19 protein-coding genes are annotated in these 19,193 nt (G+C 68.2%); 8 read left to right on the plus strand and 11 right to left on the minus strand.

What is annotated here, in order from left to right:
- The first annotated feature begins 361 nt into the window (after window positions 1–361).
- From ACGFZA_RS09935 to ACGFZA_RS09960, 6 genes are all read left to right on the plus strand, one after another.
- Window positions 362–2,365 carry an ATP-dependent endonuclease gene (locus ACGFZA_RS09935; RefSeq protein WP_393678579.1) on the plus strand — a complete coding sequence of 668 codons (2,004 nt, stop codon included), beginning with the start codon at window positions 362–364 and terminating at the stop codon, window positions 2,363–2,365.
- A 71-nt stretch (window positions 2,366–2,436) separates the two neighbouring features.
- Window positions 2,437–4,356: an ATP-dependent helicase gene (locus ACGFZA_RS09940; RefSeq protein ID WP_393678889.1), complete on the plus strand. Its 1,920-nt coding sequence runs from the start codon at window positions 2,437–2,439 to the stop codon at window positions 4,354–4,356.
- Window positions 4,357–4,694: 338 nt separating this feature from the next.
- Complete coding sequence (locus ACGFZA_RS09945; protein WP_393678580.1) at window positions 4,695–5,066, plus strand: DUF317 domain-containing protein; 372 nt, start codon at window positions 4,695–4,697, stop codon at window positions 5,064–5,066.
- Window positions 5,067–5,166: 100 nt separating this feature from the next.
- Complete coding sequence (locus tag ACGFZA_RS09950; protein ID WP_097921556.1) at window positions 5,167–5,448, plus strand: hypothetical protein; 282 nt, start codon at window positions 5,167–5,169, stop codon at window positions 5,446–5,448.
- A 78-nt stretch (window positions 5,449–5,526) separates the two neighbouring features.
- The gene (locus ACGFZA_RS09955; protein ID WP_393678890.1) at window positions 5,527–6,213 is read left to right on the plus strand and encodes a DUF317 domain-containing protein; all 687 of its coding nucleotides are present in this window, start codon (window positions 5,527–5,529) and stop codon (window positions 6,211–6,213) included.
- A gap of 170 nt (window positions 6,214–6,383) precedes the next feature.
- Window positions 6,384–7,457, plus strand: coding sequence for a hypothetical protein (locus ACGFZA_RS09960; protein ID WP_393678581.1), 1,074 nt, complete (start codon window positions 6,384–6,386; stop codon window positions 7,455–7,457).
- 82 nt (window positions 7,458–7,539) lie between these two features.
- On the opposite strand, the gene ACGFZA_RS09965 is transcribed toward ACGFZA_RS09960, so the two are convergent.
- Together ACGFZA_RS09965 and ACGFZA_RS09970 are read right to left on the minus strand one after the other, a co-directional pair.
- Window positions 7,540–8,226, minus strand: coding sequence for a hypothetical protein (locus ACGFZA_RS09965; RefSeq protein ID WP_393678582.1), 687 nt, complete (start codon window positions 8,224–8,226; stop codon window positions 7,540–7,542).
- Window positions 8,227–8,320: 94 nt separating this feature from the next.
- On the minus strand, window positions 8,321–8,764 hold the full coding sequence (locus ACGFZA_RS09970; RefSeq protein WP_393678583.1) for a hypothetical protein: 444 nt from the start codon (window positions 8,762–8,764) through the stop codon (window positions 8,321–8,323).
- Between the two features lie 200 nt (window positions 8,765–8,964).
- On the opposite strand from ACGFZA_RS09970, the gene ACGFZA_RS09975 reads away from it, so the two are divergent.
- The gene (locus ACGFZA_RS09975) at window positions 8,965–9,180 is read left to right on the plus strand and encodes a hypothetical protein (protein WP_393678584.1); all 216 of its coding nucleotides are present in this window, start codon (window positions 8,965–8,967) and stop codon (window positions 9,178–9,180) included.
- A gap of 9 nt (window positions 9,181–9,189) precedes the next feature.
- On the opposite strand, the gene ACGFZA_RS09980 is transcribed toward ACGFZA_RS09975, so the two are convergent.
- From ACGFZA_RS09980 to ACGFZA_RS10015, 8 genes are all read right to left on the minus strand, one after another.
- Window positions 9,190–10,938 carry a relaxase/mobilization nuclease domain-containing protein gene (locus tag ACGFZA_RS09980; protein ID WP_393678585.1) on the minus strand — a complete coding sequence of 583 codons (1,749 nt, stop codon included), beginning with the start codon at window positions 10,936–10,938 and terminating at the stop codon, window positions 9,190–9,192.
- Window positions 10,935–11,612 (minus strand): plasmid mobilization protein, encoded by a 678-nt coding sequence (locus ACGFZA_RS09985; protein WP_393678586.1) that lies wholly within the window; start codon window positions 11,610–11,612, stop codon window positions 10,935–10,937. Before ACGFZA_RS09985 ends, ACGFZA_RS09980 begins: the two co-directional genes overlap by 4 nt.
- Window positions 11,609–11,782: a hypothetical protein gene (locus ACGFZA_RS09990; RefSeq protein ID WP_321188649.1), complete on the minus strand. Its 174-nt coding sequence runs from the start codon at window positions 11,780–11,782 to the stop codon at window positions 11,609–11,611. Before ACGFZA_RS09990 ends, ACGFZA_RS09985 begins: the two co-directional genes overlap by 4 nt.
- A gap of 159 nt (window positions 11,783–11,941) precedes the next feature.
- Window positions 11,942–12,133, minus strand: a complete 192-nt coding sequence (locus ACGFZA_RS09995) for a hypothetical protein (RefSeq protein WP_330830036.1) — start codon at window positions 12,131–12,133, stop codon at window positions 11,942–11,944.
- Window positions 12,130–13,812 (minus strand): hypothetical protein, encoded by a 1,683-nt coding sequence (locus ACGFZA_RS10000; RefSeq protein ID WP_393678587.1) that lies wholly within the window; start codon window positions 13,810–13,812, stop codon window positions 12,130–12,132. The genes ACGFZA_RS09995 and ACGFZA_RS10000 overlap by 4 nt, the downstream gene beginning before the upstream one ends.
- A complete protein-coding gene (locus ACGFZA_RS10005) occupies window positions 13,809–14,435 on the minus strand; it encodes a WhiB family transcriptional regulator (RefSeq protein WP_393678588.1) in 627 nt (208 codons plus the stop codon). The genes ACGFZA_RS10000 and ACGFZA_RS10005 overlap by 4 nt, the downstream gene beginning before the upstream one ends.
- A 229-nt stretch (window positions 14,436–14,664) precedes the next feature.
- Window positions 14,665–15,354: a hypothetical protein gene (locus tag ACGFZA_RS10010; RefSeq protein WP_393678589.1), complete on the minus strand. Its 690-nt coding sequence runs from the start codon at window positions 15,352–15,354 to the stop codon at window positions 14,665–14,667.
- Between the two features lie 5 nt (window positions 15,355–15,359).
- Complete coding sequence (locus tag ACGFZA_RS10015) at window positions 15,360–16,265, minus strand: helix-turn-helix domain-containing protein (protein WP_393678590.1); 906 nt, start codon at window positions 16,263–16,265, stop codon at window positions 15,360–15,362.
- 898 nt (window positions 16,266–17,163) lie between these two features.
- Here ACGFZA_RS10015 and ACGFZA_RS10020 point away from each other — a divergent pair.
- Window positions 17,164–17,922 (plus strand): helix-turn-helix domain-containing protein, encoded by a 759-nt coding sequence (locus ACGFZA_RS10020; RefSeq protein WP_393678591.1) that lies wholly within the window; start codon window positions 17,164–17,166, stop codon window positions 17,920–17,922.
- A gap of 1 nt (window position 17,923) precedes the next feature.
- On the opposite strand, the gene ACGFZA_RS10025 is transcribed toward ACGFZA_RS10020, so the two are convergent.
- On the minus strand, window positions 17,924–19,192 hold the full coding sequence (locus tag ACGFZA_RS10025; RefSeq protein ID WP_393678592.1) for an MAB_1171c family putative transporter: 1,269 nt from the start codon (window positions 19,190–19,192) through the stop codon (window positions 17,924–17,926).
- Between the last annotated feature and the right edge of the window lies 1 nt (window position 19,193).

Below are 19,193 nucleotides of genomic sequence, written 5' to 3' on the forward strand. Positions count from 1 at the left end.
CAGGAGCAACCGGGGCATGCCATGCATCGAGGTGCCGGGAGGGCCGTACGCGAGCGTCGGCGACGTCCCCTGCTGGACTGCGCGACGTCCAACTTCGAGGACGCGGTTCCTGTAGGAATCCTTCCGTGGTCGAGGGGTGCGCGCTGCTTGCAGGGCATCGGGCGATACCGCGCGGCGGCGCCCCGGCAGCGCACTGGTCCGTCCGCGCTCGCGGGCTGTCGATTCGTCGGAGGGCGGGGGAGGGAACCGGGCCTCAAGAGGGCATCTCCGCCGTAGCATGGTGCCGCCCGTTTGGCAGGTCGCCGAGGCGTGGGCTGAGCGTCACTGCCAGGACGTTTTTCGCCGATGAACCAGGAGAACGATGCAGCTTCGTCGCCTTCGTATCCGGAGTTTCCGTAACTTTAAGGACCTGGTCATAGATCCGTTCCCAACGCCGGCCGTGATCGTCGGCGAGAACGGTGCAGGCAAGAGCAACTTGCTGCACGCCCTGCGACTGGTTCTTGATCCAGATCTGCCAGACCGGCGCCGGCATCTGCTACCGGAGGACCTCCACGACGGCTCTCCCACCTTGGCGGAGGGGGCGGAGGTCACTGTGGAAATCGAACTCTGCGGCTTTGAGGATGATCCCGATGCGCGGAGCGAACTCGACGGGGCCATCGTGAGCGTGGATCCGCTTGCCGCCCGGCTCACATACCTGTTTCGACCCAAGCAATCGGCGGCACTCCTGTTGGGCGAGGAGGAGGCCGAACTGCTGACACCGAACGACTACGAATGGACCATCTTCGGCGGCACGGATCCGAGCAACAGCATGCTCGGCGCGAAGAAGTATGCCGCGCTGTCGGTTCTGCCAGCACTGCGGGATGCCGAGAGCGACTTCGTGCGCCCAGAGCGCAGTCCTCTTACGAGACTGCTGCGCGAGCTTCCCCCATCACAGAGCAGTATCGACAAGACGCTGGAGGCGATGCGCAACGCACGAGAGGATCTCGGCCGCGATGCCAACGTCCAGCGTGTCGCCGACCTGATTCGGGCGCGCGTCACCACCATGGCCGGGCCCCGGCTGAATCTCGATCCGTCACTGGCTTTCATCGGGCGCGATGAAGATCTGCTGCGCAGCATCCGGTTGTTCATCGACTCATCCGCCACTAGGGGCGTTGATCGGACCTCGACGGGCACCGCCAACGTGCTCTACCTGGGGCTCCTGCTGGAGTGGCTGGGCCTACGCCGGGGCGCCGCAAATGGCGAGGACACCCTGCTGGCGGTCGAGGAACCAGAAGCCCATCTCCACCCCACCTTGCAGCGGCACCTGTTTGCCCACCTCCTCGCCCAGCCCAACCGCCTGCTGCTGACTACCCACAGCCCGCATATCGCCGCCGTAACCCCGCTGCCCAGCCTGGTGCTCTTGTTGGATGGCGTTGCTGGGTCCGAGGCGCGCGTCATGTCCCCCGACCTACTCACGGCGCCCGAGCGAGCGGACCTGCAGCGGTACCTCAACGTCAACCGGGCAGAACTGCTCTTCGCACAAGGCGTCGTTCTCGTTGAAGGGATCGCTGAGACCTACGTCTTGCCTGCACTTGCCCGATCCGCCGGGTTCAACCTTGACGCTCACGGCATCGTCGTCGCCAGCATTGACGGAACGGATTTTGCTCCCTACGCAAAACTTCTGGGCCCCTCCGGATTCAACCGCCCCTTCAGCGTCCTGACCGACGGCGACGCCGTCGACACCGAGGACAAGGAGAAGTATCGACGCGAACTGGGCCTGAAGCGTGCCCTCGGCCTGTTGAAAGTCCTCACCGATGCAGCCACGGCAGATCTGTATGAGGAGGCGTTGGGCGTTCTACAGGAACAGAACCTTCCGGACACCGGAGGTTCGCGGACGGGGCGCTGGGATCTCGTCACCGCCGCCGCGGGCTTCGGCGTCTTCGTCGGCCCGGACACCCTGGAGACCGACCTTGCACCGCTGTTGGGCAAGGAGATGAAAGCCACCTTCAATGAACTCGCTAACGGGCGGATACGCCGCGAGAACTTCGCCAAAGCCGTGGACCAGATCTCCGCTGGGCCTTCTACCGCCATCCAGCGTGACGCCCTCGTCTCCCGTGTCGAGCGCGATCCTGTCAGCAAGGGCCGCTTCGCCCAGCGGCTTGCAGCCCACGTCGAGCAACTCGATCTACCCACTCGGATCAGGGAATTGCTCAATGTCTCCCCCGAGCAACCCGTGAGCCAGGCAGACCTGCTGGGTCTGCCTGGCTGCGGACCTCTGCTGGCGCTCCTGGACGATCTGCGCCGCCGCTACGAGAACCTGCCACTGGCCCCCACCCTTGAAGAGACCAGTGGAGCATCTCCCGGCAAACAGGGGACGAGTACATGACCTCTGCCCCGCCCGTCCGTGAGTCTGCAGCAGACCGATCTACTCCGCCGCCGGAACACACCGTGCAGCTGATGCCGGACCCGGCGTCACTCCGGCTGCCTCCGGCCTTGGCCCAGGAGATCGCCGACTTGCATCCGCGACAACGTCAGGCTGTACATCATCAAGGCAACCTGGTTCTCGTGGCTGGTCCGGGAGCGGGAAAGACACGCACCCTCGTGGCCCGCGTCGGCCAACTCCTGGCGACTACCAGCCCTCACCGCGGAATCGCCGCGATCACCTACACCGATGCAGCAGCCGCCGAAGTCGCCACTCGACTGCGAATCCTGGGCATGCGCCCCGGCCGACGGCTGGCCAGCCGCACCGTGCACGCCTTCTGCCTACACCACATTCTGCGGCCGTACGCACGATTCACTACCGTGCCGTACGCCGACGACCTGCCTGTCCTCAGCGACACCGAAGCCAACAAACTCTGGGCCCAGGCCACCTACACGGCTGGCCTGCCGGTGAAGGACAAGCCAGAAGCTCTGTTGACCAAGATCCGGCGTCTCATGGCCGCAGGACACAACCTGCAGGGCTACCAGCACCAATACGTGAATGCCGTCCGCCTCTACGAGCAATCTCTGATCGACCGTGGCTGCTGGGATTTCGACGCCATGCCAGGCCGAGCGCTGGCTGTACTCCGGGCCAGCGAGCCCGCCCGCGACATGCTCTCAGCCCGCTTTCCCCACCTCGTCGTCGACGAATACCAAGATCTCAATCCCGTGCTGCACTCCGTGGTCACCGAACTCCTCATGGCCGGAGTCCAGGTGACCGCTGTCGGCGACCCCGACCAGACCATGTACGCGTTTCAGGGCGCTGACATCCGGTTCTTCAAGGAACTCCACGAGCGAGACGACTTCACCACTATCCAGCTACTGGTGAACTTCCGTAGCGGCAGTGATCTGGTGGCCGCAGGCCGCGGCGTGCTGGGCAGAGACCCCGGCTACAGAGCCAATCCGGATCAGGAAGCACCCGGAACCGTCACCCTCGAAGAATTCCCTGCTGAAGACGAAAGCGATCTCGTCGACCACGCGCAACGCACCGTCGACGTCATCCGTCAGCGAATCGCAGCAGGCGCCTTGCCCGAAGATATTGCCGTGCTCTATCCGGGCAACAAGAACCTCCTAAAGCACATCACCCAAGCCCTTCAAACTGCCGACCTGCCCTGCGACATGGAGCGCACCCGCAAGATCCCCAGCGGACCTCTCGCCGACTTCGTCTCCGCCTGCACCGCTCGCCGACTGGCCGGCCCTGTACCCGGTCATGAGGACCTGCTGCCGCATGCTCCCGATGGTGAGGTTGGAGGTACCACGGGTTCACCGTCGGTGCCCGCACGGCGCCGGGCGTCGGCACAACAGGCCAAAACTGTCCGAGAACTAGCTTCCACATGGCATCACCGCCGACAGGCCGCGGGTATCACCCTGGAGGAGGAATCACCCCGCAGCCTCGCCCGGGATCTCCTGAAACTGCTCGACGCCCCCGACCGCGAAGCCCCAGAGGATGACACGACGGCCTTCCTCGACCTCCTGCTCGCACGCCTCAGCGTCGACCAGCTAGCCAGCCTCACTCCCGATCTTCGAGACCAGCAAGCACCAAGCGCTCTCCGAACTGCGGCAGCAAGTGGCCTGACAATGGCGGAGCTTGCCGGCGAACGCGCCCCCGGCCGCATTGTGCTGACTACTTACCACAGCGCCAAGGGGCGTGAATTCTCGGTCGTGATCCTTCCCGGCCTGGTCGACGGCCTCATACCCTTCTACTTCGCGAATCAGAACCTGACGACAAGAGCCCACATGGAGCAACGCCGCAACTTCTATGTCGCAGTCACCCGGGCCAAGGATGAAGTCGTACTCATTGCCGGTGACCGCTTCACCGACCCGTACCACGGTCCACGAACCGAAGGACGATCCGGGTTCGTCGACGACATCCTCAGCCAGGCATCGGCTTCGGCCTGAACTCCATGCTCGGCCAGGCAGCCGCCAGGTCAGTCTGATGCAGACGCCTAGGCACTGCGCGGGCTGGAACCAGCGGGCGGTCAAGATAGACATCCGTGGCGCCAGTGACTCGTCGCGTGGGTGCTGATGACGGACGTGGCCCCGCCCCCGTCCAGCCTTGAGCCGGCTCGACTCACTTGCAGATGACTATGTTCGCTGTCAATCGCCTTGATGGGATGACAAAGGACAAGTTCGCCCGTGGCAGACGAGGAAGATCACCCAAAAGACTGGTGGACGCCGCTCCGGCATGTCAACCTAAACGACCTTCCCGTAAAACCCCAGGTCAGAGAGGTGATGCTGTGGCATTGAACGCGGCGCAACCTGAATTCGCCACGACGGTCGGTGCCCTGCGGCTCCGCTCCTGGAAGTTGGGCGCCGGCCAGCCGACGGACGTGATCGACCAGTTCACGGACACCGACTTCACTCACATCGTGGATGACCGGGCCGACGTGCACGTCAGCTCGCGCGACGGCCGGTTCTATCTCGGCTACTTCCCCGACGGCCGGCCCGGCGGCGCCGACGAGGACTGGGTGACGGGCGAGGGCTGGGTGATTGCCGTCACCGGTACCGCGGATGTGCCGGGGTACCGGATGGCCTTCCGTACGGACACGCCGGCGGAGATCGTCGCCGCTGTCGTGGCCCGGATCATGGCCACCTCCCGGCCCCTGTGACCTGCCCCCTTCCCTCCGTACGTGACGCGTACGCTGCCTCTGCTCTCGCGGCCCTGTCCGCCACCGCTAGGAGAACGCCTTGGACCCGCACTCGCCCGAGATGACCGTCGGCGACATCCTCGATCTGCTGTCCGCCTGCGACCGTGACACGCCTGTCCGGCTCGCCATCAACCCTTTCTTCCCCATGGCCCACCGCCTGGGCGCTGTGCACAACACGGTCGACGAGCGCGGCCGGCCGATGGTCTACATCGCCGAGTCCGAGGAGGCCGAGCAGTTCGGCCCCCTGCCGCCTGCGGTGGCTGTGGCTCTGACCTGGCAGGAGCCGGTCGAGGCACCCCGGCGCCGCCGACGCGGCGCGACCGGGCCGAACACCGGCCAGTGATTCATCCCCGAACTTACGGAGGCGCCCCTGCACCCGCACCACCCCATCGAGCCCTCCCACCCCGATTCGCCGGACCCGCTGTACTGGGTCACCCCGCGCCACCTGGCCGGCGATGACGGAGCCCTTGCCGAGCGGATCGGCGACACCCTGACCGCCCTTGGCTGGCGCATGTGGCCGACCTCCCGCAACACCCTGCTCTACGTGAGCCCGGACGGACTGCGCGGCGCCGAGTGGATCCTCGCCGCCTACCCGTTCGAGCTGGGCGGCCTCCCGGTGGCCTGGCAGCTGTCGGCCCGTCCCCACGCCGCCTCGGCGATGACCGAGTGGAACGCCTACTTCACTGCCGGCGTCCCGCACGAGACCCTCGCCGACCTCCTGCTCGCACTCGACGCCTGCGCCACACCCGATACCGGGTTCGAGGGCGCCGAGTCGGTGCTCACCGCGCTCAGCGCGCGGGGCTGGCTGCGAGACATGGACCGCCCCCGCACGACCGCGACGGACCCCGGCTTCTCCGCCAGCGTCTCGCTTGAGATGCTTCCGCCGCTGATCCACGACGCCGACCCCCGGGACGACCTTCTGGGGTGGCAGGCATGGGCGGAACCCGTATTGGGAGCTCCGTACCTGTGGTGTGCGAGCTTCAGCGCGAGCGCCCCGCACGAGCTGGTCGCCGCCTTCGCCTCCTCGCTCGCGGCACCCGGCCCGGTGCCGCGCCGGCGGCTGCCCGAAGGCGCGGAGGACCGCCTCACGGTCGTCCACCGCAGTTGACGACGGTCGCGGGCGGTCGAAGAACGGGAAACATGGGGTGATGCCCGCCCCTCCAGGCCCAGTGGTTCCACTCTCCCCTCGGGGGGTGGAACCGCCGGGCCTTCGCCGTACCCGTGTCGGGGAGGCGGCGCCGTGAATCCAGGATCCGGGCCCTGAATAGGATCGCTCCCGTGGCAGTCAAACTGATAGGCAAAGGACCACTGCGCGGCTACCTCCTGGAGGAGGTGCTGGCCTGGTTGCTGCGATCCAGCGGCTTCGAAGTGCTCACGGCCAACGACGATAAGGACAAAGAGCCTTGGAAGGTCCTTAAAGAGGACAAGAATGGCTTGCTGGTCCGTGGGCGCGGGGCGTGGCATCAGGTCGACGCGCTCGGGCAGTTCAGGTACGTCCCGCCGTTCTCGCTGCCCGTCCGCCTGTTCGTCGAGGCGAAATACCTGACCACAGTGCCAGTTGGTCTGCCGACCGTGCGCAACGGTCACGGCGTGATTCACGACGTGAACGAAGGCGAGACCACGACGCTCACCGCTGCGGGTGCGGGCCGGCCGAGGACGCGGTACCGCTACAACTACGCGATCTTCTCCACTTCGGGCTTCAGCAAGGAAGCCCAGGACTACGCGCTGGCCCATCAGATATCCCTGATCGACCTCTCCGCTCCGGACTCCGCCGTACTGCGGAACCTTGTCCGGATCGCGGCCGACACGATTCACGCAGCGCTCGAAGCCGCGCCCGCGGGCGAGCGGCCGAAGGTGCACCAGCTACGCGCGTACCTTCGTGGCCCACTGCTGGATATATACGCCGAGGACGCATACCTGCCCGATCAATTCCGCGAGCCGCTCGATGAACTCGCCCAGGCGCTGCACAGCCGGTCCACGTTGGGTCTTGTGCTGGCCTTTCCCGCAGCACCGTTCGTTCTGGGGCTGGCGTCGAATGACCTGTACGGGTTCGTGAATTACGCGAGAGAACACCCCACGCACGCCGTGCGCGTGCGGCGACTGCCTCAGTCGGCTTCGCATCCCGTCTGGGAACTGCGCTCGGCCGAGCACCCGGACGTATACGCGTTGAGGTTCAGCCTGCCGGAACGGGTGGAATCCTGGATCGTCGAACAGGACGAAGGAATGCCCTCACGAACCCGGTATGTGAAAAGAAGCATGCTCTCGACCATGACCCTGTACTGGATGGACGGGGAGCACGCGCAGACATTCCAACTGCGCTACGAGCCCGGCGAACTGCGCCTGGCGGGCTGATCGGCTCATAAGCCGAAACCCCGGTGTCCGGGCCTGTCGGACGGACAGGCCCGGACACCGGGGTTTCGGACGGTGGAGCGGGTCAGCGTGCGGTGCGGGCCTTGGCGAGGGCCTGGTCCAGGTGGGCGTCCACGAGGCCCGGCGAGCCGGAGACGATCACCAGGACGTTGCCGGAGCGGATCGCCGTCTGCTTGACGACGCTGCGCTGCCCGCCGGCGGAGTAGGTGAGCAGCTGGCTCCACTGCTCGTCGCCGAGGTCCGGCGCGGCCGTCTTCTGCGTGCCCATGTCGATGACGGTGCTGCCCGACGCCACCTGGTAGGACGGGCAGGAGACCATCGCGTTGAAGACCTTCCCGATCCCGTTGGACAGCTTCGTCGCGCTGTCGCTGTACAGCTCCTCGCTCACCTCGGAGTTGGTGCTGCCAGCGTAGGTGAAGGATGCCTTCGCCGTGCGGGTGAAGTCGAGGGTGGCCGCGTCGCTGCCGAGCTTGTCCAGCGCCGGGCAGCCGATGACGGTGACGTCGTCGTGCTGGTCAGCGGCCTGGGGCTTGCGGGTGTAGCCCTCGCCCAGGTCGCTCTCGTTCAGCAGCCGCTCGTTCAGCTTGGCCGACGAGAGCGGCGCGGACGCGGTGGCGCTGTTGCCGCCCCGGTGTGCGGGGGCGGAGGACGCGGCCGAGGTGTCGGCTGGCTCGGCACTGCGCGAGCAGCCCGTCAGGGCGAGGACGGTGAGGGCGCTCAGAGCGAGGGCGGTCGTGGTGGAACGGCGCATGCGAAAACCCCTTGTGATGCGAGATAGATGGTCTGACCAGGTCGGCCCTCCGGGGGCCGACGAACGCAGGGGTGGGGGAAGGGGGTTCGCGACTTCAGCGGCCGAGGTGGCGCAGGCCCTCGTCGAGGGTGAGGTGGAAGTGGTCGACCGGACCGGAGTTGCGGTTGTACCAGGCGGTGTCCAGGCGGGACTCCTTGGCCTCGTGGCCGGCCTCGCAGCGCAGCCACACCGAGTCGTCACGCATGTTGAAGACGATCCAGTTCCGGTACGCGTCGCAGTGGCACTGGTGGACTTCGCCGTCGATGACGAGCGGCAGGTCCCAGCGCATCATGAACCCCGAGACGTCCTGGCGGGACGGTGCCCGGAAGTCCGCCGGCAGGAAGTCGGGCACCACCGTGGACTCCGGCGTGGCATGGGCCGGCGCTGCGTCGGGGCCGGGGAAGTCCGGCAGCGGCAGCTCGGTGTGCATCCCAAGCACTGCCTGGCCGGCCCGCTGGGCTTCACGGAATTCTCGGTCCGCACGGTTGCGTCGGAACATGCCGTCTCCATCTCTCTCGTCTCGCCTGCACGAGGAGAGTGCCGCAATCCCCTGACCTGCTGCAACTCTAGAAATGTTGAATGCGGACGACTTGCCGGAGGACTTCGGCACGGCACCTGCGGGCGAGGCGTGGGCCCCTGTCTTCATTCCGGATCGGTTGCGGCACGTGCCGTATTGGGTGGATGGGCGTTGCCCCGAGCATGCGAGGCACAGGTTCTTCAACGTTCCCGAAGCAGCTGAGCGGCGCGTACTGGCTGGAGTCGCTGGTGATGGAGCACGCGACCGGCTGCCGGTGCTCCGGCACCCGCGATCCGCAGCCTGAACTGCGGGATCGCCGGGTGCCGGAGGCACGCACCATCATGCTGTGTATCGCAGGCACCACCGTGGTCATCGCGGTGTGCGCCTCGGTGCTGTAAGCGCGGCGCTCAGCGCCGGGGTTCTCTCGTACCGCTCCGCTTGGCCGAGGCGTTCTGCGACGGCGGCGTCGACTTCTTCCGGGTCTGCCCCTTCGATGCGGCCTTTGCCGTACCGCTCTCCGGCCCAGTCGAGGCGTCCGCGGGCAGATCCGCCATCCGCCGCAGCCGCCATACCAGCACGTCACTGATCGATTCTGCGGTCTCCAGCTCGCGTCGCTCCACGGCTTCCGCCAGGAGCGCGGCGGGGTCGTGGCCGGCGTTCTCGACGTCGACGAGGGTGGCGGCCAGGGCATACCAGCCGGGCTCGGCGAGGACCTGCCCGGCCAGCTCCGGCACCGCCTGTCGGAGATAGGCGGCCTGCTTGCGCTGGAGGGGCTGGGACAGGCGGCGACCGCGCTGGTGCATCACGCCGAGGTGCAGCGGCGCGGCGGCCTGGTAGGCGGCACGCAGGTGGTCGGCGGCCTGGCGGGCAGCAGCGGCCTGCTGGGCGTGCTCCTTCTTCCCGTGCCAGTGGGCGGCAGCCGTGACCAGGAAGAACGCCATGTCGATGAGCATGGCGGTGGTGGCACCGTCCTCCCCGCGGCCGAGGGCGGGACCGCCGTAGACGAGATCGCGAGCAGCCTGACGAAGGGCACGGTCGTGGCCTCGCTCGGCCTGGACGTGGGAGCGGGTCGCCCGCTCGAACGCCCAGGCGGCATCCCGCAGTTCAGGGCGGGTGTGCGCGGCCGAGGTCTTGGCGAGCGCGTCGAGGACCTCGCCGGCTGCAGCGAGGTGCGCGGCGATCTGCCCGTCGTCGCCCTGGTCGAGGATCAGCACGGCCTGCCAGACCGCTGTCGTCGCCTGCCGCCGAGCGGCCGACGGGCTGATATGGGGCGAGCCGGAGGAGCGGTCCGTGGTGGCGTCGCTGCGGTGACCGGAGGCGTCGGCAGCCCACCGCTTGCGGATACGGGGAAGGGAGAGGTCGGGCGCGAGGGTGGAGCCGGAATAGTAGATCGGCTCCTGGTCCTCGTTGCGGTCGTCCGGCAATGCGACCTTGTAGCCGAGCAGGTCGCCGGAGGGTGCGGTGCGCTGGCGGATCAGGAGGCCGGCGGCGGCCAGGCGGTCGAAGAACTCCTCCTCGCTGGCGACTCCGGCTGCGGCGCGGCGCACGGTCTCGCGCAGCTCCTCGCGTGGGGTGCGTTCCTTGCCCTGGCGGTTTGCCTTGTGGCGTTCGGCGCTGGTGGGGTGCTTGGCGGCGGTTCCGTCGCCGACGTTCAACCGGCGTAGCCCGTAGTCGATTTCGACCTTTCGGGCTTCGGTCTGGGAGCGGGCGCCGTCCTGGCGGATGCGGGCCTGGCGGCCGTCCTCGCGTACGACGGTGGCGACGATGTGGATGTGATCGGCGGCGTGACGGACGGCTGCCCAGCGGCAGGCGGCGTCGTCGCCTGTGTGGGCGATGCCGGTGGCGGCGACCATACGGCGGGCGATGTCGGCCCACTGCTCGTCGGTGAGGATCGGATCCTCGGGCGCGGCGCGTACGGACAGATGCCATACGTACTCCGCGGGCCTGGCGCTCTCGGGCAGCGCCATGACGGGCTGGTCGAGCAGGCGCTGCAGGTCGCCGTACGTGGACTTCGGATCGCGGCCGGGGTCGGGGGCCTGGCTGTCCCACGCGGCGACGAGGTGCGGGTCGATGTGCTCCTCGGCCCTGCCGGGACCGTACAGGTAGGCCACCAGGCCACGGGTGTCATCGCCCATGTCGTGAACTTTGGGAATCATGCAGCCGGGCGCTCGCTGTCCAGGTAGTGCTGGGTGAAGGTGTCCACGCGTCGAGCGGCACGGTTTACGGCGGAGAGGACCGCTTCGGCGTGCGGGGCGTCACCGCCCGAATTGAGCGTTTTGGCAACCTGGTTGACGTTGTTGCCGATCTGCCCGAGGTGGCGCCGGAGGCTGAACAGCTCGGCGAGCATTTCGCGTTCGCCGGCGATCTCGGCTGCAGTGCGCGTCAGATCGCGCGCGGCGCTGAGGGCTGCGCGGGCGAGGAAGCCGGACGGCGTCATGGCGCACGCGGCTGCGGCGTCGAGGACGGACTGCCTCTCGTCGTCGTTGAAGCGGCTGGTGATCAGGTGCTTGCGCTTGCTCGACTTGGTCTTCGGCGTGCGGTTGCGCGCGGGCGGCTGGCTCGACGGCGCGCTCGCGTGGTACGTGCAGTGCGGGTTGTGGCACGGGTGGATGGCTGTCTGCTCCTCCTGGGGATGCCGGCCGCCCTCGGTCGCATCCCCTTGGTCCGGCGCTCCCCGGCGCTGGACTGCCTCCGCCGCCCCCGGGGCGGAGGACGCGAGAGTAGTACTCCCAACGGGAGTACTACTCTCGCACCAACTTGCTCGCGGTGAGGTCGAGTTACTGTCCGGCTCACCGTGCGCGTGAGTGGGGGGTGTCGTCGGGTTCGTCATCGGGTGCGGTTCCTCGTGGTGCGGATGCGGTGCTGGATCTCGGCGGCGAGTTCGACCATGGCGGCCGGGCCGTCGAGAACGCGGACTGGGGACTCGGGGCGGTCCTGGGCGAGCCACTGGCCGTTGGGGGCCAGCACGGCTGCGTGCAGGAGCTGGTGCCGTACGAGCACTTCCGCCCAGGCGCCGGCCTCGGCGGTCGACGGGGTGCGCGTACACGGATTGCGGGCAGGAATGGCGGTCCCTCCATCACAGGGGGCGGGTGGCCCGACCGAGGCCGGACCACCCGACGGAATACGGAGGCAGGCACGTGACCCGCTCCTTTGCAGGTGTCAGCCGCACTCGGGACAGCGGTCGAGGTGCCGGTTCAAGGCCCGCGCCATGTTCCGCTTCACCGAGAGGGCGTTCTTCGCGCTCGTCTTCGCCGACGTCGACCCCTGGTGACGCTCGGAGTGACCGCGCAGGAACCGTATGTCCTGCTCAAAGCCGGACTTGATGGTGGCGAACCGATGGCAGGTCTTCATCGGGCCGTGCTCCTTGTCGTGGTGGTGGCCGCCTCGTCGCGCAGCCGCTGCAGGACCGGTGTCAGACGGTCGTTCCGGCCGCCCTGGATGTTCTGGGCGCGGAGGATCTCCCGCAGCTGGGGACGGTTGACCGACGCGTTGCCGTCCCGCTCCAGCAGCGCGGGCACGTGCGGACGAACCCGCTCGACCATCTGCTCGACGGTCAGCCGGGGCCCGTTCCGCGGACGCTTGGCCTTCCCGGCGCCCGGACGGTTTCGGGAGCCCTTCTGCGGCTGCTTGCGCCGCAGGGGGACGGTGTGGGGACGGTCCCCGTCGGGCTCGGTCCCCGTTTCGGCGACGGTGTGCTCCCGGCCCTCGTCGTCATTGGGGACGGCCGCCGGGGACGGGCCACCGCCCGTCTGCGCTGCGACTTCGTGGATGTTGCCGCCCGCGCCATCGTCACTCTCACCGGTCCCCGGGACCATGACGTGGCCCTCCGTCCTCGCCTCTTCGCCTTGGCTGGACAGACGGGAGTCGCGCTCACCGATGCGGTCCCCGTTGTCGTTGGGGACGGTGTGGGGACGGTCCCCGTCGGGCTCGGTCCCCGTTTCGGCGTCGGGGTGTTCCCGGTCCCCGGTATCGTTGGGGACGGCGTAGGGACGGTCCTCGACGGGCTCGGCCGCCGTCCCCGCCTCGGCCGCGTCCCCGACAGTGCGGTCCCCGATCGAGGCCGTGATTCGGTGACCGGCCTCGGGGACCGTCCCCGTCGGGCTCACGTGTTCCTCGGGGGTCATCCGAGTCCCCGGGGCCGCAGCGCGAGGGGACTGGTCCCCACGGTGGTCGTCCTGCTCCCACGAGGGCTGAGCCCAAGGGGACGGCAGGGCGACAGAGGCGAGGGCCGCTGCGTGCCGGCGTGCGGCCAACTGCTCCAGAAGCGCACGACGCTGATCAGGATCGGTACCGACCCCGGATCGTGAAAGGGCCGTCTCGAGCCGCCGTTCGATCCGGCGCCCGTGACGATTCGTGCGATCCTTCTCCGGCATCTTGGCCAGTCGGGACGCGAGGGCCCCCGCCCGCTCAGTGGCGCGCTCCCTGGTGATCTGGGCGGCATCGCGGTTCCGCGCGGCGACACCCAGGCGGGAGAGGAGACGTTCCCGCACTTCGCGCCCGAGCGTCGCCAGCAGCCCCTGCGAGGAGGCGTCCGGCTTGTGCAGCCGCAGCTCGATACCCATGGCCAGATGCCAGAGCATGGCTGCCATGACCGGACCGACGATCGCTCGCACCGTGCCGCCGATCGGCCCTGATTCGGCGTACGCCGGGATGATCTGCACCCCGGTTAGTACCCAGACCAGGATGCCCGGAACGCCGGGTGCGCCTTGATTGCGCAGGTTCTGGCGGGCCAGCAGAGCGTTCGCGAACAGCGCCAGCTCGGCCGTGGAGAAGAAGGCAGCCCGTTGCACCGTGTCGGTCATGCCGAGGTAGTCAGCGGCGAAGAACCAGCTGGTCTCCGCGCTGTAGGCCGTGCAGCCCAGCGCCGCGAGGGCCGCGACCCAGACCGTGGGGGTGCCGGCGCGCGGGGCGCCTGCCCGTGTCCGGTTGCGTCGGATCGACCATCCGGCCCGCACCAGGGCGAGCACCCCGACAGCTGCGACCGCGTAGACGAGATCAATGCCGAGGGGCATGGCGATGGGGTGAGTCATGCGGCCTTTCGAAGAGCGGCGATCAGGGAGTGAGTCTGAACCTGGCGGGGCACCTGCACCGGCGAGGTGGCGTCCTCGTCCTCGGCCGTTTCGTCGTCGGCCGGCTCGGTCTCGTCGTCCTGGTCCCAGTAGCGGTCGCGGTCGGCGACATCGTGGGCGGCGTTGCGCATCAGGTCACGCGCCCAGTCGAGGTCTAGCCGCAGCGCGTACGCGAGGCGTTCAGGGCTCCAGCCGCGCGTGTAGGCGTGGCGGGTGACAGCGTCGCGTTCGGCGTCGCTGAGATGGATGTCGCGGCCCTCGAAGGCGGCCTTCACGCGGCTGTAGTCCAGGCGCTTGTTGACCCTGGCGTGCCAGGGGCGGCGCTCGTCCTGGGTGAGTCCGCCCCACATGCCGTGGCGGATCTCGTTGTCGAGGGCGTAGTTGAAACACGCCTTCTTCACCGGGCAGAGACCGCAGACCGTCTTGGCCTCGGCGATGGCCGCGCGGTTGCGAGCCGCGTGGAAGAACAGCTCGTCGATGTCCTTGGCCGGCAGGCGGTGGCACAAGCCCCGTTCCTGCCAACTGTGGTCGGCGATGCCCCGCAAGGTGGGGGCGAGGGTGTCGTTGGCGGTGATGTGGCGCAAGGGACTCTCCGGAGGTCGCCTCGTCGAGTAGGTCGCGCGGTACCAGCGACGGGCTGGGGGCGGCAGAGCGCGTCTTCGAGGCGGGCAGAGGTACGGCGAACGGGCCGCACCGGAGGCGGATCGGTTGCGAGAGGGACGGCTCAGAGGTCCGTAGGCAGCGGGCGCATCGCCGTGCGCCCCGGGGCTTCAGGGCAGAGCCGAATCAGCTGGGCCGGGTAGGGGCGGGTAGTCACGCCGCTACCTGGTGGCTGTGTGTGGCCACGGCGAGGTCGACGCGGCCCGGGTGGGGTTTGGCACGCGGGGCATTGCCCCGGGCGTTCCCGTCGAGTCCGATGCGTCGGCTGCGGCAGGGCTCTCCCTTGCTGGCGTGGCACCACGCGCATCGCACGCTGAGTACGTCGGGGCCTCCGGCGGCGATGGCCGCCTCGCGGGCGGCTTGGGCAGGCCGGTATTCGGCCAGCTCGGCGCGCACTGCGGGCGGTATGCACGAGCCGATGGCGGCCAGGCGCTCCTCGATGTCGGGGTGCGGGCCACCGCTGGCCAGCGGACGGTGGGTGGCGGGGGCGGTGGCCCCTGCGGCGACCGCGCGCCGAGTGCCGAGCAGCTCGGCTCGCCAAGCGGCGGTGTCGTCCGGGTTGGCGGCCGGGGTGGGGTCGGTGTGCCGGGCCAGGCGGTCGCGGCGGTAGGTGCGCCACTGGCGGGCGACGTCGACGGGCAGGATCGGGTACGGGGAGGCGAGCACGTGGGCCTTGATTGACTCGCGGACGTCCCAGCCGTGCTCCGTGGTGAAGGGCACGTCGCCGAGCAGCTCGTGCCACTGGGCTATCTGGTCACGGGCCTCGCCCGTGTCGGTGCGCATCGTGCGCGGGTCGAGGCGGCCGAGGTAAGCGAGGACGGCAGCAACTTCACGTGGGTTCAAGTCAGTTACTCCGTTCCAGTCGGCTCGTCAAGGGCGGCGAGCAGGGCGGCGGTGTGCGCCTCGGCTCGGGTCATGCCGGCCTTGGCAGCAGGGGCGCCGCCGGGCAGGGCATAAAGGTTCGGGTGTCCGGGTGTGGGGTTGTGTTCGCGGGCGATCCAGGTGCGCCAGTCGGCTGCCCACGCGGCGGCGGAGCGCGGGCTCCAGGCCGTCCGGTGGGTGCGCCATTTCGCGTCGGCGGCCTGCAGACCCTGCTCGCCGAGGCGCGTCAGGTGGCCCTGTTCCTGGGCCCAGGAGTGGCTCGCTTCGTCGACCTCCCAGTCCGCGGCAGAGGCGAGGGCGGCAGCACCGCTGCTGCTGTACCTACGGTTCACCTTCGGTTCACTACGGTTCTGGGGGTCAGGTTCTGACCCGGTGGGGGGTCGGATTCTGACCCGGGGCGGGGTCAGGTTCTGACCAGCGGGGTCGGATTCTGACCCGGTCAGGTTCTGACGACGGGGGTCGGATTCAGACCGTGCCCGGGGCCGGATTCCGTGCTTGCGCAGCCGTTCGATGTTCAGTTCCGGAACCGGGTCGTCGTTTGCCAGTGGCTCGACGTACGCGTCGGGGTCTTCCTGGCGGGCTGCCGCGACCTTTGCGAGCCAGGCGGCAGCGCGAGACAGTCGGTAGACCGTGCTGTGCTGCGGGCCGTCGAGGTCGTTGAGCATCTCCAGCTCGCCGCTCTCGGCCAGCGCGACCAAGGCACCGCGTATGGCGTTGCGGCTGGCGTTCGTGCGCTTCATCAGCGAGGTGAGGGACGCCCAGGCGACGCACTGCTCGTCGGGGACCCGGTCGGCGATCGATAGCAGGACGAGGCGGGCGTTTCCGCGGCTGGTGCTGTACTCCCAGGCCCACTCGCGGGTCTCTATGCTCATCGGGTCACCGCCGCATTGCGGCGAGCGCCGAGGGCTGGTTGCGGCGCGAAGGTGCCGAGCAGCTGTCGCGTGGATGGGACGCCGGGCGGGAAGCCGAGGACCGCTACCACGTGGGCTGGGGGCGCCGACCTTTTGCGCAGGGCAGGCGGCATGTAAGACTCTCCTCCGTAGCGAAGCCCGCGCCGGTGTGCCCGTGGAAAGGGCCGGTGCGGTGAAGGTGGGTAAATCTCTGCCCTTGCCGGGGCAGGAGTGCCATTTGGCGTTCGGCGTCCGGGAGTTACCGCTCCCTGGCGCCGTCGCTGTTTTCTGGGGGTTATGTCATCGGGATGGGCCTTGCGTTTCGCACATGGCTCCTCGTGTCATCTGCGGCCGGGGCGGTTCGCTCCGGGCGGGACGACGAACATATGCAGCCCTTGCGTCAAGATCCAGACCTTGCTAAAGGACTCTCTACAAGTGGCGAGGGGGGTAGCTGCGCCTGTGGGCGGAGGCGGTGGGCGACACGTGATCGCTCCGGCGTAATCGGAGATGATGTTCACGGTGCCTCCTCGGGTCTCGCGCGGCCACGGTTGGTTGAACCGGATGGTCGCAGCGATGCTCCCGTCGTGGCCAGCGCGCCTCCCTGGCTGGGGGAGGCATCGCGGTGCCCTACCCGGTGGGGAGAAATCGTGTGGATAGGCGGAAGGGTTGCCTCCACCTGCTTCACGAGAAGCTACGTGATGTAACGTCTTGAAGCAAGACCGCATCCGACGATCCTCACCACCACTGACCAGTGATTTCGGGAGTGCCGACCTTGCCCCCACGCAGCTTTAAGGGCCCCACGCTCCGAGCCGCACGCCGGGCCGCTGACTTGCTCCAAGTTCAGCTGGCGAACGGCCTGGGGCTGACGTCGCACGTGCCCGTGGCGCAGTGGGAGCGGGAAAAACGCTTTCCGCCGGCCGAGAAGCTGGTCGCCATCGCTGCCCTCGTCAACGTAGACGTCGATGTCCTGTTTCCCCGCGAGGGGCCGTGCGACCTCGCCGACCTGCGATGCGACGCGGGATATACGCAGGCCGCTGCTGCCGAGAAGATCGATGGCCTCACCCGATTCACCCTGGGGGCCGCTGAGGGAGGGCGGCGGCGTCTGAATGACGGATGGGTCGACCCCTTGGCGCACCTGTACGGAGTCAGCCCCGAAGACCTGATGGCAGCGCAGGGCCAGAGCTTCGGCGAGCCGGCGTCATCGGCTAAGTACGAACGTCCCACTAACACCGCGGAGAGACTCCGTGGTCTAGCGAAGGAGGCGTTTCAGGACGCCGATCCGTCGCCGGAGGCAATTGCGGCCGCCATTAACGCGAAGGCCGGTGCCAGTATCGTCGGCGCCGGGCAAGTTGCGGCTCTTCTGGCTGGGGAGCCAGCGGCTGTCGTGTTCAAGGGCGGAGCGCAGGCAGTGGCGGTGGCCGCAATGGCCAGCTTCTTCGGCGTATCGGAATTGGTGTTGTGCGACGACACCACCGCGCGGCACCGTGTCCTGGCCGACCTCCAGTTCCTTGCTGCCCAGCACAACATCGCCTTGGCTGCGCGCGGAGGGGAGGGGGGAGTGTCGGGGGAGATGCTCACCGTTCTCAACGACCTGATCGCGGAAAGCCAGGCACCCTACCCTGGGGCTCCGCCGGCGTGATTCAGACTCCAGTCGGGACAGTGCGCCCAGTCGTGGGGCATAGTTCCGGTTCGGACTCGACCACATCTGGCCGGCCTGCCCGTTCGTGCAGGATGCGCACGATCTCCGGGGTGATGCGTACGTATACGTCGACGACCGAGGCCAACCAGTACGCCTCGGCGTGGCTGCTGGTCAGCGGCTTCTTCGGGAGCATTCCAGCCGGCGCGGGGGATCGGCGCCCAGCCTCCGCACTCGTCAGCGCGCTCTTGATCCAGTACGCTTCCGCAGCTGGTTCAGGGTCTTCGTGGTTCTCGGCCAGGTACTGGGCGCATGGCAAAAGATCGGGTGTGGCGTAGTGGCGCAGTTGCTCTACCGCGTCAGCAATCTCCTGTGTCCGCCTGTCCAAGCGCATGTTCAGAGGTAGCCAAAGGCGGACCACCTCCGTGATCCGCGATCCTGCAGGCTGGAACGCGAGATGCGGGAACTGCTGGAGGAGGTCCGACCACAGAGGGTGGAGCTTCCGTAGCGTCCTCCAGGTGGCCCAGCGTTCGAAGAGGACGGCCGTCGAGGGGATGGCGGCGCCGGTGGCCCACAGAAGGGCCACCGTGAGGGTTACGGAGTCGGCGATAGTCCGCATGGTGACCACGCTCGCACCCGTGGGTGCCCACACCGTGATGATGCGCATCGCCGGGTAAACGGTGTAGATCAAGGTAGCTGCCGACATGAGGGTGAGTCCGACACGAAGCGATCGGTGATCGGCCCTCCGGCTTGCCCTGGCCCACTGGAAGCAGGCGGTCCCCGCAGCGGCACCGAGATAGACATACGCAATGGTCAGGAAGAGCCCGGCACCCCACTGCCCTGCATGATCCGCGGCAAAGTCAGCACTTGGTTCAGTCCGATCCACCGCCGTGAAGAAAAGAACGACCAGGAGCACCAGCCACGCGAACGCGAAGCCGTGGGCGATGCGGCTCACCCAGCGGCTGACGGCCACATGCTTGGACTGCCCCGCTTTGCTCGGCGGCCCCTCATAGACGCCGACGATGTACTTCAGGCCCGCCAGGATCGCAGCCAGGGACGCCACGTACTTCAGCAGCGCCGACAGATCAGTAACCGGCGAATGGTCCAGCGCGAACTTCACCTGCGGAACACGACACCAAAGGGCAGCAGCGAAGCCGGCGCAGCACATCCACAGCGCCCGTTGCAGCGGATCTCCGTGCCAGAGAGAGGGAAGCCGCCACAACGTGGTTGCGGTCATCGCGACCGGCACAGCCCAGAGAAGATCATTCAGCATG

Origin of the sequence: Streptomyces sp. NPDC048211 (genome assembly GCF_043202315.1) — a bacterium.
Classification (GTDB): Bacteria; Actinomycetota; Actinomycetes; order Streptomycetales; family Streptomycetaceae; genus Streptomyces.

Coding starts and splice junctions, on each gene's coding strand:
- ACGFZA_RS09935 (WP_393678579.1), top strand. CDS start 362: ATGCAGCTTCGTCGCCTTCGTATCCGGAGTTTCCGTAACTTTAAGGAC.
- ACGFZA_RS09940 (WP_393678889.1), top strand. CDS start 2,437: ATGCCGGACCCGGCGTCACTCCGGCTGCCTCCGGCCTTGGCCCAGGAG.
- ACGFZA_RS09950 (WP_097921556.1), top strand. CDS start 5,167: ATGACCGTCGGCGACATCCTCGATCTGCTGTCCGCCTGCGACCGTGAC.
- ACGFZA_RS09965 (WP_393678582.1), bottom strand. CDS start 8,226: ATGCGCCGTTCCACCACGACCGCCCTCGCTCTGAGCGCCCTCACCGTC.
- ACGFZA_RS09970 (WP_393678583.1), bottom strand. CDS start 8,764: ATGTTCCGACGCAACCGTGCGGACCGAGAATTCCGTGAAGCCCAGCGG.
- ACGFZA_RS09975 (WP_393678584.1), top strand. CDS start 8,965: ATGCGAGGCACAGGTTCTTCAACGTTCCCGAAGCAGCTGAGCGGCGCG.
- ACGFZA_RS09980 (WP_393678585.1), bottom strand. CDS start 10,938: ATGATTCCCAAAGTTCACGACATGGGCGATGACACCCGTGGCCTGGTG.
- ACGFZA_RS09985 (WP_393678586.1), bottom strand. CDS start 11,612: ATGACGAACCCGACGACACCCCCCACTCACGCGCACGGTGAGCCGGAC.
- ACGFZA_RS09995 (WP_330830036.1), bottom strand. CDS start 12,133: ATGAAGACCTGCCATCGGTTCGCCACCATCAAGTCCGGCTTTGAGCAG.
- ACGFZA_RS10000 (WP_393678587.1), bottom strand. CDS start 13,812: ATGACTCACCCCATCGCCATGCCCCTCGGCATTGATCTCGTCTACGCG.
- ACGFZA_RS10015 (WP_393678590.1), bottom strand. CDS start 16,265: ATGAGCATAGAGACCCGCGAGTGGGCCTGGGAGTACAGCACCAGCCGC.
- ACGFZA_RS10025 (WP_393678592.1), bottom strand. CDS start 19,192: ATGCTGAATGATCTTCTCTGGGCTGTGCCGGTCGCGATGACCGCAACC.